Below are 15,150 nucleotides of genomic sequence, written 5' to 3' on the forward strand. Positions count from 1 at the left end.
GCTTTAGATACGCATAATAACCACTGGTTGATACCCCAAGCACACGGCATAAAAGAATCACTGGATAGTCCTTTCTCAATAAAGAAACAGCTTCGAATATTTTGCTTATTCGTTCTCTTTGAGAAAGGCCTGGAACTTTTTTAAGATTTCATTCTCCTGTTCTTTTTCTTTAAGTTTTTTCTCTAGTTCTCGAATACGCTTAATTTCTTGGGTAGTACCCGAGTTAGTAATAGAACGGGAGTTCATTAACCCTTCTTTCCCGTTTGCTTTAAACTGGTTAACCCATCTATTTACGGTATCTCGATGTAACCCCAATTCTTTTGCCACAGCAGCAACAGGTTGATGATTCTCTAGTACCTTTTTGACAGCTTCTAGTTTATTTTCGACACTTGTATGTGAATGTTGTTTTTTAGCCATTTAAATTCTCCCCCATAAATGCATATTTGTCGTATCTTCATCATAACTTATATGTCCATTATAAGGGGGTCGAGCACAGTCACCACCCGAAAAATGTCGAATCATTTATGCACGAAAAGAAGACCCGGCAGGCGCCGGGTCTTCTAGATTTATCCTAACTACTTGTTGGATACAGCTGTATTTCTCTGCATTTGAGCGTACACCCCTGAGAATGATTCGACAAAACTCGGGGCGTGACTGTCACTCTTTTACTGCTGTAAGAATAGTGAAAGGACTTTTGCTGCTTCTGCTCTTGTGGAAGAGTTTAATGGCTTAAATGTAGTTTCATTATAGCCATGGATGATTCCCATTTTGTATGTTGCGTTGATGGCTTCATAGGCTTCTTCTGTTAGGGCATCGATATCTTCAAAGCTTGATACTTGATCAGATACAAGTTCTTCACCCGTTGCCACTTCAAAAGCTCTGACAATCATGGTAACCATTTGCTCTCTAGTAATTTCTTTGTGCGGGCTGAATGTTGTATCAGAAGTACCATAGGTGATTCCTGCTTCGTAAGCGGCATTCAGTTCTGCATTCATAATACTAGATACATTTCCAAGGTCCTTGAAAGGTGTTGCTTCATCAGAAGAAAGACCTAACGCGCGGACAAGCATGGAAGTGAACTGGATTCTTGTTAATTTTTCATCCGGTGAAAATGTTGTTGCCGTTGTTCCTTTTACAATTTCCTGATTATACAGGTCTGTTACATAAGGGTTTTCCCAATCTTTTACACTGACATCTGTAAAGATATCCTTTACTTCCTGGAATCTTCCTTCTGCATAATATTCAATTTCTCCATCCAAGGATTGAACGTAGTCATATGTCGCTTCGACATCAACATCGCCGTATTCCTCTTCGCCTTTGAAAAACTCAGTAATGCGGTATTGTTCTCTATCAAACATGAAGTGGTTGACAACGATGGAGTACTCTTTCGTTTCGTCTAAAATTTCCCCGCTCGGCGTGAACATTTCTTCGACTTTGTTTGTGTCCGCATTCCACGTGTAAGTGAATCCGGAAATAGAGAAATCCGGGCCGTATTTAGGATTGATCTGAGTATTCATTACTTCTCTCAATTCAGAACCTTTCAGAGTAAACTTCGTGAGGACATTTCCAAATGGCTGAACTGCGAACAAGTCACCATATGTGATTTCTCCTGCTTCAACATCGTTACGGATTCCGCCGCCGTTCATCAAAGCGATATCAGCATCCATAGACCAAGCCATTCCATCCGCAATCAGGTTGCCCATTGCGTTATCGCCAAGCGGTCCTTTTGTGCCGTAACCGCCTTCCAATGTGAACGCAGCAGTTCCTGCAACACGGTCTGCAATTTCTTCAACCTGTTTATCATAACTGTCAATAATTGACTTGATTTCAGGATCTGGAGTTACTCCCTCCTGCACATTTACTACAAGCTCAGCTTCTTTGGATACAATATCCCCTGTGGCAGGATCGATTTCCAAATCCACATCAGAAAAAGCTTTTCCGTAATCAGAAGCTTGTACAATCAACTTACCATCTACAGTACGATCAACCATTTCATGATTGTGCGCTGCAAAAATAACATCCACTTCGTCATCGACGTTATTAGCGATAAAGTCTGCATTAGAAGGATTCGTGCTGTTTCCTTCTTGATTAACCGGATTATGGGCCAGTACTACTACTGCTTTTACCCCTTGGTCTTTCAATTCTTGCGTATATTTGTTGATAGCATCCACTTCGTTAGTGACTTTCAGATTTTCGTTTCCTTTTTTTACAACCATGGATGGTGTTTCCGTTGTGGCAACACCGATAAACCCGATTTCTGCTCCACCGATTTCCACTACTTTATAAGGATCAAGAAGAAGTTCACCTGTTTGGGCATCTTCTACGTTCGCAGCTATCATGGAGAAATCCATTCCATCATAGTTTTCTGTTCCATTAGCATGCTCTCCGCCGTTCACCATTCGAAGAAGTTCATCTGTTCCTTCATCAAATTCATGGTTTCCAACTGTTCCTATATCAAATCCCATTGCTTCAAGGATTTCCACGACATTCTCATCTTGGAAGGCCGCTGCATAAAGAGGGCTTCCACCAATCATGTCACCAGAGTGAACATAAAGTGTGTTTGCATTCTCCGCTTCCCGTTCTTTCATGTATGTAGTGATGTAATCAAGACCGCCGACTGTTTCTTCTACTTTGTCGCCGTCTACATCTTCTGTGTAGGTTTCATTATAAAATCCGTGCAAATCGTTCAATCCCAGTAACTGTACCTTAATGTTTTCTGTCTCTGCTTTAACAAAATCCGTACTGAACGGAGTTGCAAAGGCACCTGCAGCCATCGCAGAAACCAACGCAAAACTCACAACTCTTTTCCCAACTTTTCTTAGCATTTCATTACCTCCAGTAAACTTAATAGTTACTCATATACTAAATTAGCACTCTACTGTAAAAAATCCTTTACTAAATTGTAAATATTTTTGTTTTTTTCAAAGTTTTTGTAGTAATTGAGTAAAAAGCACTAGATTTTGGTGACAGTCACCACCCGATATTTGTCAATTCTTGTCGATCAGTTTGTTGGGTGACGGTGTACGGATCTCCACTTTTTTCGTACGAGGGAGTAAGTACATAGTTCAATAGTGTAAGCTCCCTGTTATACCCCAACTAGAAACTGTCACCAGACGGTATTTGCTTTTATTCTTAAAAGGGCTTTTGCAGCAGAGGCGGACCCTCGGGTGCTGAATTTGGTTGTGGATAATAGAGTTAATAGTTATCTGCTTTTCTGCACAAATGAAAAAAGCAGGCCGCGGCCTGCTTTTTAAATAGGGAAATCTTTAATTTTTTTATTAATGAAGTTTATATATTTGTCATCTTCCTGAAGTTCAAATACAGTGAGCGCCTTTTGCATATATTTCCTTGCCGATTCCCGGTCTTCTTGAAGCTCGCAATTATATCCAATATGATAATGCAGCTCGCCAAGAAGGTACATATTATCTTTATCTATGCACCAGTGGATAGCCTCTTTACAGTATTCATTGGATTCTTGATATTCAAGGAGCCTGGTTAGAACCCTAGCTATGTTGTAGAAAAGTCTTGTTTTAATGGTATAATCATTGAGGTGCGGCAGTGCTTCTATATGGGTTTTCACTTCTTTATAGTTGGCAAGTGCATGTTCGAGAAAACCCGATTCAAAATACATTACGCCGATGTTCAAAAGAATCTCAATCTCCCGCTCAGTCCAAATTTTATTGGTGGTATGAGTGAGTTTAATTGCTTCCCTCAATGTTTGTTCAGCCTTTTCAAGATCTTTATCAAGTTCGTATTGATATATACCCTTATGCCATAGTAAAATCTGCTGATTTCTTTTATTATTAAAGAAGAGAGGGTTTTCTTCCTCCGTCGTGACTATCGACTTCATTTCTTTATAGTCCAGGTTTCTCCGTGCCATTTTTAGCTGGCGTCCTACTTCAAGAACATAGTCAAGCCTTGGAGTCATCCCTATATCAAAGAAATAGTTGACATCTACTCCAAGTTTCCTGGAAATTAAGTAAAGCGTAGAGGCGTAAGGATAAACGTCCCCCTTTTCAATCTTGCTGATTTGCGCTTGGGTGCAGATCCCTTCAGAAAGCTCTTCCTGAGATAAACCAATGTTTTTTCGCAACTCCCTAATTTTCTGACCGACGATCCCAAAATCCATAGTTATCTCCCCTAAAAAATATTCCTAAAGTTATATTTTATCAGAAATCCAGCGAATTCTTTATAAATCTCTGATAAATTTGATCTATAGGGCGCTAGACTGCAATTATATCCTTTTAAGAAATATGTTTTAATATAGTTAACAGCTTATTACTAATCATACCGAAAAACAAATGAATCGAACCAGGGAGGAATTACCTATGAAAAAGAAGATTATGGCTATGGCAACCGTTTCACTACTTGTTATCGGAGCATTCGGATTTGTTAACAGCGCAGCAGCAGCACCAGCTGATGGCGGAGCACAAAAAACAGAACTTCCTTCAGTATATTAATACTTAAAAGATTTCTCTTAGCAGGCCTATCTGGTCTGCTTTTTTTTTCGACAAATTCCGGGGCGTGACTGTCACTCCTCCCGAACCCCACCTTATCCTCTTTATTAGATTAACATGCTTTCTTTGTTCCCCAGTTATTCTTTTAGGAATATGCCCGAAGTTATATTAATTGAATAAATCAATCATTTCCATACTATATCTTCTAAAAATCAAGCATTTTCAACCTTGAGAAGAAATTCATATTAAGCTGGAATTTGATACGATATGGGTACGATATAATCAGGGAGGTAAAAAAATGAGTGAGATCAATATGAAAGTCATTCCGTCCTATGTTGATGATGAATTGGCCATTCTATTTCACTTTGAATTCAAGTTTTCTCAAATGAAAGTTGGAGAAGCAACCGTCTGCACCTATAAACTCACCGACTCCCAGAATGACAGTCAAGCAACCGGGCCTAAAGGCTTCCGCAAGAATAAATACGCTATACTGACAGAATTGGATGTCATGGAGGAATATAAACTTACCGCATTAAAGAAAATTTCACACTTTCTAAAGGTCATCGGGATATCCTCACTTGCCCAGGATTTGAGCGCTTGATTCATAGGTGACTGTCACGCCCCGAGATTTGTCGAATACTTATGGTGTGCGTCTGGGTGAGTGGCAAAGAAAAACCGGGGCGTGACAGTCACGCCTCGAGATTTGTCGAATTTCATTTAGAAGATGGAAAACCCTCAGGGAATGAGGGTTTTTTATAATGGTCCTTATCTTGTTGGGTATGTATTCTAAAAGATTGTAATTGGACAAATTATGAATTAACCTATATTTGAACTATATTTTTATTGCTAATCTTTCTATTACTGTGTAGCAGGAACTGGTTATAACTTCTGTTTTTGATGAGAAAGACTTCTTAGGAATTCCTTTTTAAGGCAGTTGCTTAAGGAAAGACAGTCAGAGGAGGAAAGTGAATTGCAAAATCAGTCTGTTAGAATAATAGCAACTTACCTGCCGCTCATAGGTTGGTTCACTAGCCTGGCATTATTTTTTTATAATTTTTTCGTTAAAACCGGCTATTGGGCCAATCCTTTATATTGGTCCCTTTTCTTCTATATTGCAGCTATAATAGTGATACTGACACTAAAAAGGGACAAGATTAAGTACCTCTTATATATGGGGGCTGTATACTTTGCCATTTTTATCATGATTATTCTTTACTTTTTAACTTTTTTTGGTCGTATTTCAGGGGTTTAAGACTTGAAAATGAACAACCATTCTATTAAGCCCCTCGATTTTCCTGTGGTCTAAGAAGCAGAAGCTATGCTGCTCTGGTGTATTACCGTCTTCAATATGAAGACTTCCAATATTGGTCCTGCGAGGACTGGAAAGCGTCCCCGGCCGAAGTGCAAAGTGAACTGGTGAGCACCATCGTTACTATATGGGCCCAAGACTGGAGCGGTTTCATCCTATTGAAAGAGGAATCAGTAGTCCAATACAACCTCCATCACTATCTAAGTGGGTTGGATAGCTCTTCGGAGTTTCTTCGTTATATTCTTGAGGAGTATGCTTTAGAGAATGGTTTAACCTTAGACTAGTGACAGTCACGCCCCGAGATTTGTCGAATACTTTTGGAGTGTTTCTGGACTAGTTCTAAAGAAAAACCGGGGCGTGACTGTCACGCCCCGAAATATGTCGAAAACCCGCTTTTCTCTCCCCATAGGCAGAGAAAGGCGGGTTTTCATTTAGATTAATTAAGTTTTACTTAGGAATTTTTCATTGTAGTGATCGAGGCTTTCCAGATACTTCATCTGCTTCTCTGCGAGGGTTCCGCCGTAGCAATTCAGTATATGGAGCGGACTGAAGAATGTTGGGTAGGTTAGGGCTAAGTTGTGGAAATACTGATAGGAGCTCCAACTGTATTCTGCGGGATCGCTCACCATGTTCGCCCTCAACGGATTCATGTGGATATAGTGGCTTAAATGGATATTGTTAATGACTCCAGGTACCTTATCGGAATAAAATCTTTCTTCATAGGCGTGTCCAGTTAGATTATACCTGGTATTGTAGTAGCTGGAATATCTTCGGTTAATCATAGCCATTACGCTGGACATATCGGTTTTTGATGATCGCATGTGTAAATGGTAGTGGTTGTTCATCAAGCAGAAGGAGGCTATTTCAAATGAAGTCTTTTCGTGGACTTTCGTGAGGATGGATAAGAAAGCCTTGACATCCCTCTCATCTTGGAACAAGGGATCTCTCCGATTGCCCCGGGTTACAATATGGTAAAAATGATCAGGAGACCATTCTTCCCTTCGTTTTCTCGGCATTATTTCACCTGCCTTTCATATGAGTTATTACTATTATTCTTCGTCGTCCTTGAAATTCCTTCAAAGTCATCGACATTTTTCGGGTGGTGACTGTCACCACCCGAAAAATCTTTATCTTACTTGTAACAAGCTATCACTTTATTCCAATTATTCATTTCGACAAATTCCGGGTGGTGACTGTCACTAAAGAGACATCCTCCTTTTATCTTTTTTCTCTTTTCTGTTTGTTTAAATAGGCCTCTTCTTCTTGCAAGGATAGAATTCCTTCGGCTGCTCAGACCGTTCCTCCTTGCAGACTCCAGACTTCGTTGTGTTCATGCTCCACTTTAGTAAAGTTCCCTTCCTGCCATTTTTCGAGGATGTCAACCTAAGCCCCTTTATGCCAAAATTTGGTGTGAGGGTTTTTCCAATGCATGAAATCCAGAACCGCTTTTTATGCTATCCTTAAAGGTGGAAGTTTCCAGGAAAGGCGGGTGTATTTATGAACCAGGAAAATTTAAATAACCAGGAAACCCTGACATTGAGCGGCACGATTTCGAAGCAGGATTTCATCAACCATAACCGTTACCACATCAAGAAGTTCAACCGGATTGTCTTACTATCGGTCTTCGTCACTTTCCTAGCCATTTTTATAATAGGCACCTGGAGTATCAATGAAGATCTTTGGGATTGGACGTTCTCTATCATACTGGGCTTGATATTCGCTTTGATCATCACTTCCGTGTTATTAGTGTTTGCAAAAGTGTTCACCAAATAACGGGCAGCCAAGGAGTATAAGAGCGATCAGCTTCTGAAGAATGAAATCACCTACATATTCTCTTCAGATGAAATTCAGCAAAAGATCAGGAAGTCGACCAACTATCTTGAATGGAACGACATACTCAAAGTACGCGAGCATCCCGATATGTTCCAATTGTATATTTCAAGAAATAAGGCGATTTTACTTCCCAATTCCTATTTCAATTCCAAAGCTGACAAGGAGAAGTTTAAACAGCTAATTTATAAGAATGTCAGCAAGGAGAAAGTAAAATTTCTTTAAATTGTAAGGAGCCTTCAGTAGAATGCTCTTTTTTAAAAGAAAAAAACAGGCGCCGCCTTCCTGCACCTGTTATCTCTCTACCGTTTTTCACTTCTCTGTTTTCGTAAATAAGCCTGTTCTTCTTCAGATGACAAGATTCCCTTTGCTGCTCCAACAGTTCCTCCTCGCAGAGTCCAGACTTCATTGTGGTCATGGTCCACTTCAGAAAAGTTTCCTTCCTGCCATTTTACGAGGATGTCTCTATAGACTTGCTCGTGCTCGTAATCTCCTTTATCAAGCTCTCCTAATAAATATAGAATTCTCTCGTCGGTCATTTCGTAAAAAGACCACTTTTGCTTTGCTTCTACCTTTTGGTGGCTCATTGCATGGATATACTGCTGCATCACCTTTTCATTGATAGGCGACAGGAATGGTTCACCGAACGGATTTTTTGTGCTTGTTTCCTGCTCAGTAGTTTTTTCCCTGTACCCCCCGTCTTCGGCATTGGTCATCTCCTGGTTTCCCTGTTCACTGAAATAAAAGTAGATTGAGCCGGCTGACACGGTTCCTAATAATAGAATGATTAGTATAAATAGTGCTGTTTTCTTGGACTTAGACATTTTGGGCATGGCTGCATATTCCTCCCTTTAGAATTAGACGACGTATGGAGGTTGGGCGTCTCATATTTCCTCAAAGAATAATTCCCGGCTTTTGTTTGTGGTTATTCGACAAAAACCGGGTGGTGACTGTCACGCCCCGAATAATCTTAGTCTTAACTTATGAAAAGCTATCCTTTCATTCCCTGTATTCCTGTCGACAAATTTCGGGGCGTGACTGTCACCAGCTTTCATAGAATTTCTTGGTGACCTCGACGGTATGCGTACTGCCGCCCCGATCTTCTACGTTTTCAAGCAGCATCGCCAGGACAAAGTCAGGGTTGTTCTGGTCATAGCTGACAAACAAACCGTTTTCCGTTCCCGTTGTGCCTTGTTCGGATTTGATTTCGGCTGTACCGGTTTTTCCGGCGATTGCTTTATCTTCCACTGCGGCTTTTCCGGCAATTCCTTCTGTCACTACTTTTCTTAGATCCGTTTTAAGCAGTTCAGCATTTTCTTTTGATAGAAGGTCATTTTTCCATACTTCCTTTTCGGCTCCATTCAACAGTAGAGGCTTCATCATAATTCCCTCATTTATGATGGCACCGTAAGAATTGGCAAGATGAAGGACACTCATTAAAATCTGTCCCTGCCCATAAGCTGAGTCAGCCAGCAGGATTTCTTCAGAGATTTCACCCTCATTGGCTATTTGCGATGGTGTGATTGGGTATTCGAAAGGAATGTCCTCGCCGAATCCGAAGTTCTTCAGGCCCTGCTGGAAGTTAGCGGCTCCCATATCAAGTCCTGCACGTGCAAAGTAGATATTGTCTGAGTACTTAAGGGCGCTTTCCAGATCTACGTTTGTATCGTTGTCAAACACTCTTGTAATCTTGTATCCTCCCCATGACTTATCTTTTTGCCATTGCTCCCCTTCTATTGTATAGGTTTTTGAGGGATCCAGCTTTCCAGAATTCAGCCCGATTGCAGCTGTTATACCCTTCATAGTTGATCCCGGAGAATAAGCATTGACTATTCGGTTTGTCAGAGGATTACCCGGGTTGTCCTGAAGAGCTTTATAATCCTTTGATGAGATGCCCAGCACAAATTGATTCGGATCAAACGAAGGGACACTGACCAATGATAGTACTTCACCCGTGTTTGGATTCACTGCGGCCGACGTGCCTGCTTCATCCTTCATTTGTTCGTACAACTTCTTTTGGACCTCGGCATCGATGGTTAAAGTGATTTTTTCACCGTGTTTCACTTCTGATGCCGCTACGTCAATTACTGCGCCATTTTCTTTTTCAATATAAATTACTCTGCCGTCCCGGCCTTTTAGCTTTTCTTCATACAATTCCTCAAGCCCTCTTTTTCCAATGACAGCCTGGTCGGAATAGCCTTGCCCTTTCAGCTCTTCATATTCTTCGGCTGTGATTTTCCCGGTGTACCCGATTAAGTGGGCGGCAGCTTCTGCATAAGGATATTCTCTCGCTTCCACTTTTTGATTAAATACGCCTTCTATGGATGTCAGTTCCACTGCCAGATCACGGCTGGACATCGGGATTTTTTTCAGAGGAACAAAGTGCTCCGGCTGGACCCAGCTTTGATTCATTTGTTCTTCTATATATTGCGGCGTGATATCGAGCAGTTCGGCCGTTTTCCGGGCATTTTCTTCATTGAATTTCGCGGGAACTACTCCTATTTCGTATGCTTGTCCGTTGATTGCCAGCGCCATATCGTTGCGGTCATAGATTTCCCCGCGATTGGCCGGCACTGTTTGTATCCTTACTTTATCATTCTGTTCCAGGTTTGGAAGGATTAATGCAGGAGTCCAGTTCAGATACCAGTTTTCCTGGTCGTCCTTGGATTCTCTTATAAGTTCTACTTCTTTTTCATACTGGATATCTCCTGCCAGCGTGGTCATTTTTATTAAAACTGGAAACTTTGCTGACTCCTGGTCTTCCCACTTCTGATTTTCTTCAGGCTTCTGATAGGTTACTTGGAGATTATTCACCTCAAGGTCTTCATACAGTTTTTGATATCTTTCAGTAAAATTTTCCGTTGAGTAGGTTTTCTTGGTGCTTTCGCTTAGGTAGCCACTGTACATTTTTCCATATTCCTGATCGTTCCAGAGCTCGATATAAGCGTCAAGGCGATCATCCGGCTGGGGCTTTTCCTGGCATCCCCCAATAAAAACCAGTGACATAAGGACGGATAAAAATACGAGTTTCTTCAATAGTAATTCCCCCTTCATATGCTACTTCATTATTGTATGTAGGATATTGACTATTATTTTACAAGTAAGTACATCCAATATCGAAAGTTTAGACTTTTTTAAAAAAATATTTAAAAAGTGGTTTATCTTGTTTCACAGGGGGTAGTTATTGAATAAATAGAAAAAACCCTTCCTGGCGGGGAAGGGTTTGAATCGGATATTAGTAGCGAGTGTAACCAGTGATTTTAGGATTCCAGTAGCTGTTGCTCAAGGAAGTGATTTCAACGCCTCTGTTTCCAGAGTGAATGAATTCATTGTTTCCTAAGTAGATTCCTACGTGAGAAATGCCTGGCTTATAAGTATTGCTGAAGAACACAAGGTCTCCCGGCTGTGGATTGCTTACTTTCGTCGTTTCATTCCATAGCCCAATTGCATTTGTTCTGCTTACATTCATGCCTGCTTGCTTATAAACATAGTAAATGAAACCACTGCAGTCAAAGCCTGATGGTACAGCTCCGCCCCATACATAAGGTGTTCCCAAATGTCTCTTCGCTTCATTTATTACGCCTACAGTGTCGTTTGACGAGCTTGCTACTTTCGTTGTAACTTGCTTGGCAGGTGCTGCTGTTGCGGTTGTTGATTTGCCTGAGATTGATAATTTTTGACCTACACGGATAAGGTCGCTGCTCAAACCGTTGTTTGATTTAATTTGCTGTACGGATACACCGTGTTTTTTGGCGATATGGCTAAGCGTGTCACCAGATACTACTGTGTATGTGCCGCCATTTGAAGATGCAGACTTAACTGCTTTGGCTGGTGCAGCTGCCGGAGCTGATCCGCTCGCACTTACTTTAAGTTTTTGCCCAGGGAAGATCAAGTCGCTGCTCAAACCATTCCAGCTTTTCAGGCTGCTGACAGAAACGCCGTGAGCTTTACCAATCTTAGATAAGTAGTCTCCGCTTTTTACTACATACGTTTTGGCACTTGCGCTCGCTTTTGCTGGTGAAGCTGATTTTCCGCCCACTTCCAAGCTTTGATTTACATAGATAAGATCTGAATTCAAGTTGTTCCAGTTTTTAAGGTCTTTGACGGATACGCTATATCTTTTAGCCAGATGAGATAATGTATCTCCTGACTGTACTGTATGACTTGCTGCTTGTGTATATGTGGAAAAGCCCGTTGATAACATTGCGGCAGTTGACAAAGCAATAATTGTTTTTTTCATAGAATATTTCTCCTTTGTTTCTCTGCAAGATTTTTGCTACCAGATTTGCTTGAAAGCTGATAACAAAATCTATTGTAACTTAGGAAAAATAGAATTTTAGTGGAAAAATATCCCGGTGCTGTTTCCAAGATAACCCTCTGAGCGGGTTAAAATCTATGAGCCTTAGAAACTGCTGGAGTTTGAGAGATTTTAGTAATTAATATTATTCAGAAAGTTATACTTTTTGGTTAATTTTACTAATATTTTTAGGGTTGAAAGTGTAAATATACACTTAAAAACGTTGATTTGGCGGGTTTTTGAGGGGTTTTTTATATTTCAGGTGAGATAATAGTGTTACTATACTGTGATAGCTTTGTTACAAATATTACAGTAGTTTCAGCGAGATTTCAATAGTAAATAGAGTCCCCTGTTTAATTGGTCAGAGGTTTTTTGTGCTTGTGGAGTCTATTGAGTTTTGAAGCATACTGGTAAAGGTTTCTTTTTTTGCAGATTAAAATTCTTTCCTCTTCTATATTAATAGTTTCGTAAGTGCTGTTTGGACGTGTGCTGGGTTTTGGTCGTAGATTTGGATATATGTATGTCCCTCTTCGGGGAGGATAAGTACTCATGTTGCGCTTCTGGATACATGAGTGACTCCTTTTTGGCTTAGATATGTACTCACGCTGCGGCTCTGGATACATGAGTGGCTCCTTTCCGGCTTAGATATGTACTCACACTGTGCTTCTGGGTACATGAGTGATGCCTTTTTGGCTTAGATATGTACTCACGCTGGGGCTCTGGATACATGAGTGGCCTCTTTTTGGCTTAGATATGTCCTCATGTTGCGCTTCTGGGTACATGAGTGACCCCTTTTCRGCTTAGATATGTACTCATGAGGCGGATCTGGATACATGAGTGACCCCTTTTTGGCTTAGATATGTCCTCACACTGCGCTTCTGGGTACATGAGTGGCTCCTTTTTGGCTTAGATATGTCCTCACATTGCGCTTCTGGGTATATGAGTGACGCCTTTTCGGCTTAGATATGTACTCACACTGCGCTTCTGGGTACATGAGTGACGCCTTTTTGGCTTAGATATGTACTCACGCTGTTGCTCTGGGTACATGAGTTGGTGGACCCGGGTTAAGATATGTCCTCACACTGTGCTTCTGGGTACACGAGTGACGCCTTTTTGGCTTAGATATGTCCCCACGCTGCGCTTCCGAATACATGAGTGACCCGTTTTCGGCTTAGATATGTCCTCATGTTTACGCTCGGCAGCACTGGTCTTCATTAGAAGAGTTAGATACCGGTTAACAGCTTATTAGTAGGAAGGCAAAACCCTGTTCCATTAACTCCAAACAGGGTTTTGCTTCAGTTGATATTTTAATCCTTTAAAGCACGAAGAGAAATTATTTGATGATGTCTATCCACTTTATTTTCGGGTTTCCGTCTTCGTCATATCGGTCTTCGTTATGCTGCAGGGATGATTCTGTGTAAGCTTTCCGGTAAGCCTTCTCAGCTTTAGGAAGGTAAAAGTTGATTTCGAAATCGACGTACTGTGCTATCGGGGATTCATTATTATTCTGCAAAGCCACTGCTATTTTCTGGGCTGTTTGTTCTTCTTCTGTTTCACTAATTTTTCTATTTAATTTTACATTCACATTAATTGGGGCCACTTCATTGGAAGCCTCTAGGCCAATTGAGCTTATGGCATTCTTCCACACATCGTTCTCATTAGACAGCAATTCTTTCAGGATTGGGGTAAGGATTCTTTCTGTACTCATTTCATACTGAATATACATTTGGTTAGAATCACTGATTCCTAAAGACTCTTCATTATAGTAGAATTTCCTGTCCTCCCATTCTATCGTTTTCTCTCCTTTTTGATTCTTCCCTTCGAAACTGAGCAGGATGCCGGTCTCTGGATGGATTTTTGCCGAAAACTCCTTCAAGCTGAGTTTCTTGTTATCTGTAAGTCCATTTACTAGTATCCCGTGTTCTCCCTCTTCGCTAATTTTCCAAGTGTATTGATTACTCGCAATATCCTCTGGAAGCTTCGCGGGATAATAAGGGTAAGACAGGATTTCAGAGTTATGATCTGCCTTCAGATAGTCTGTTGGATCAAGAATAGCTGTAACCGTTGCAGGCTTGTCGATTTCTTTATAATATAAAAGATTGTCTTCCAGTATGACACGGGAGTCATTGTGAATGTTTTGCTGATTGATACTGGGGTTTCCGTCGGTTCTGTATTCAAACCCTGTATCGATGATATATTCCTTTCCGTCTATCTTATAGTCCGCAAGTAAATACATCGCTCGAAAGTTCAGCTTTTCTTGATCCCATAATGAGGAATAAAGTTTTTTGATCTCGCTGGCTTTAGGTGTTTCCTCAATCTTTTTCTTTGAGGGTTCCGTCACTTCATCAGGGTTTGTGTCCGATAGCTGTGGGAATTGCTCTAGAAGCATAGGCCCCATCAACAAAAACCCGATCACCGGAATGGCCAGTGCTGCAATAACAGGAGCCCACCTTGGACTTTTTTTCTGAGAATTTGTCATTCCTTCACGTGCTTCTTTTAAAATGGCATCTTTCCTGCTTTTTAACTTCTGCTTGTGAAATACTTCTTCATCCAATTCAGTTTTTAAATCTTTCAGCGGGTCTCTGTTCAACCTGATCCCTCCTTTTGCTTAGCGATTGGAGTTTTTGGCGGGCCCTTGCCAGCCGTGTCCTGATGGTGGATGAACCGATATCCAGCAATTCACCGATTTCCTCTGTTGTCAGTTCCTCATAATAATAAAGAATGATGATTTCCCTGTATTTTTCCGGCAGCGAAAAGACATCTCTCGAAATCCCCTTCATCTCTTCCATCCGAATGACCTTGTCGGCCGTGTCCCCTTCACTTCCCTTAAAGATCCGCGCCACTGATTCTGTTAAAATATTTCTTCTGAAGTAGGCAGACCCGAGCATATCCTTACATTTATTGACGGTGATTCTATAAATCCAGGTTTTATAGGCTGATTGATGTTGGAAGGTATCCAGCGCATTGAACACGCTGATAAATACTTCCTGTGCAATGTCTTGAGCGGTTGACCAATCTTTTACATAGGTAAAAGCCAGCTTCGTGACTGCTGCTTCATGTTCATCGATCAAGTCCTCCAAGACTTTAATTCTATCTTCCAAACCCGCTGATCCCCCCTTTTTCTGTGATGTGGTTTATGTATTCATGGTTTAGACGGTGCTGGTGGTGGGTGTGTCTCAAAAATTCCATATGAGTGTGTGATTCTGACTTCATGAAAGAGACCGAAGTCTTCTTGCAGTTAAGTCCGTTCTTATGGT

The 15,150-nt window shown here is 41.0% G+C and carries 14 protein-coding genes; 4 read left to right on the plus strand and 10 right to left on the minus strand.

Annotated features, from left to right (window positions below; genetic code table 11):
* Positions 1-105: 105 nt before the first annotated feature.
* From FZC79_RS10780 to FZC79_RS10790, 3 genes are all read right to left on the minus strand, one after another.
* Positions 106-417, minus strand: a complete 312-nt coding sequence (locus FZC79_RS10780; protein ID WP_148946811.1) for a helix-turn-helix domain-containing protein — start codon at positions 415-417, stop codon at positions 106-108.
* Between the two features lie 248 nt (positions 418-665).
* Complete coding sequence (locus tag FZC79_RS10785; RefSeq protein WP_148946812.1) at positions 666-2,825, minus strand: 5'-nucleotidase C-terminal domain-containing protein; 2,160 nt, start codon at positions 2,823-2,825, stop codon at positions 666-668.
* A gap of 425 nt (positions 2,826-3,250) precedes the next feature.
* Positions 3,251-4,129 (minus strand): helix-turn-helix domain-containing protein, encoded by an 879-nt coding sequence (locus tag FZC79_RS10790; RefSeq protein WP_148946813.1) that lies wholly within the window; start codon positions 4,127-4,129, stop codon positions 3,251-3,253.
* A gap of 199 nt (positions 4,130-4,328) precedes the next feature.
* Between FZC79_RS10790 and FZC79_RS23840 the strand changes: the two genes are divergently transcribed.
* Both FZC79_RS23840 and FZC79_RS10795 read left to right on the plus strand, forming a co-directional pair.
* Positions 4,329-4,460, plus strand: coding sequence for a hypothetical protein (locus tag FZC79_RS23840; protein ID WP_286365366.1), 132 nt, complete (start codon positions 4,329-4,331; stop codon positions 4,458-4,460).
* 295 nt (positions 4,461-4,755) lie between these two features.
* Complete coding sequence (locus FZC79_RS10795; protein WP_148946814.1) at positions 4,756-5,058, plus strand: hypothetical protein; 303 nt, start codon at positions 4,756-4,758, stop codon at positions 5,056-5,058.
* Between the two features lie 1,148 nt (positions 5,059-6,206).
* Here FZC79_RS10795 and FZC79_RS10800 read toward each other — a convergent pair.
* The gene (locus FZC79_RS10800) at positions 6,207-6,782 is read right to left on the minus strand and encodes a transposase (RefSeq protein ID WP_252183307.1); all 576 of its coding nucleotides are present in this window, start codon (positions 6,780-6,782) and stop codon (positions 6,207-6,209) included.
* Positions 6,783-7,056: 274 nt separating this feature from the next.
* Entirely contained in the window at positions 7,057-7,143 is an 87-nt protein-coding gene (locus FZC79_RS23990) for a DUF6241 domain-containing protein (protein ID WP_353733607.1), read from the minus strand.
* A gap of 120 nt (positions 7,144-7,263) precedes the next feature.
* On the opposite strand from FZC79_RS23990, the gene FZC79_RS10805 reads away from it, so the two are divergent.
* Positions 7,264-7,539 carry a hypothetical protein gene (locus FZC79_RS10805; RefSeq protein ID WP_148946816.1) on the plus strand — a complete coding sequence of 92 codons (276 nt, stop codon included), beginning with the start codon at positions 7,264-7,266 and terminating at the stop codon, positions 7,537-7,539.
* Positions 7,540-7,593: 54 nt separating this feature from the next.
* Positions 7,594-7,821, plus strand: coding sequence for a YcxB family protein (locus tag FZC79_RS23995; protein WP_353733608.1), 228 nt, complete (start codon positions 7,594-7,596; stop codon positions 7,819-7,821).
* A gap of 77 nt (positions 7,822-7,898) precedes the next feature.
* Here FZC79_RS23995 and FZC79_RS10815 read toward each other — a convergent pair whose 3' ends face one another.
* The 5 genes from FZC79_RS10815 to FZC79_RS10835 form a co-directional block, all read right to left on the minus strand.
* Complete coding sequence (locus FZC79_RS10815) at positions 7,899-8,429, minus strand: DUF6241 domain-containing protein (RefSeq protein ID WP_148946817.1); 531 nt, start codon at positions 8,427-8,429, stop codon at positions 7,899-7,901.
* Positions 8,430-8,637: 208 nt separating this feature from the next.
* The gene (locus FZC79_RS10820) at positions 8,638-10,632 is read right to left on the minus strand and encodes a penicillin-binding transpeptidase domain-containing protein (RefSeq protein ID WP_187442744.1); all 1,995 of its coding nucleotides are present in this window, start codon (positions 10,630-10,632) and stop codon (positions 8,638-8,640) included.
* Between the two features lie 199 nt (positions 10,633-10,831).
* The gene (locus FZC79_RS10825) at positions 10,832-11,836 is read right to left on the minus strand and encodes a LysM peptidoglycan-binding domain-containing protein (RefSeq protein WP_148946819.1); all 1,005 of its coding nucleotides are present in this window, start codon (positions 11,834-11,836) and stop codon (positions 10,832-10,834) included.
* Positions 11,837-13,226: 1,390 nt separating this feature from the next.
* The gene (locus FZC79_RS10830) at positions 13,227-14,483 is read right to left on the minus strand and encodes a hypothetical protein (RefSeq protein ID WP_148946820.1); all 1,257 of its coding nucleotides are present in this window, start codon (positions 14,481-14,483) and stop codon (positions 13,227-13,229) included.
* The gene (locus tag FZC79_RS10835; protein ID WP_148946821.1) at positions 14,449-14,994 is read right to left on the minus strand and encodes a sigma-70 family RNA polymerase sigma factor; all 546 of its coding nucleotides are present in this window, start codon (positions 14,992-14,994) and stop codon (positions 14,449-14,451) included. Before FZC79_RS10835 ends, FZC79_RS10830 begins: the two co-directional genes overlap by 35 nt.
* Positions 14,995-15,150 lie beyond the last annotated feature (156 nt).

Origin of the sequence: Rossellomorea vietnamensis, assembly GCF_008180615.1 — a bacterium.
In the GTDB taxonomy this organism is placed as follows: domain Bacteria; phylum Bacillota; class Bacilli; order Bacillales; family Bacillaceae_B; genus Rossellomorea; species Rossellomorea vietnamensis_D.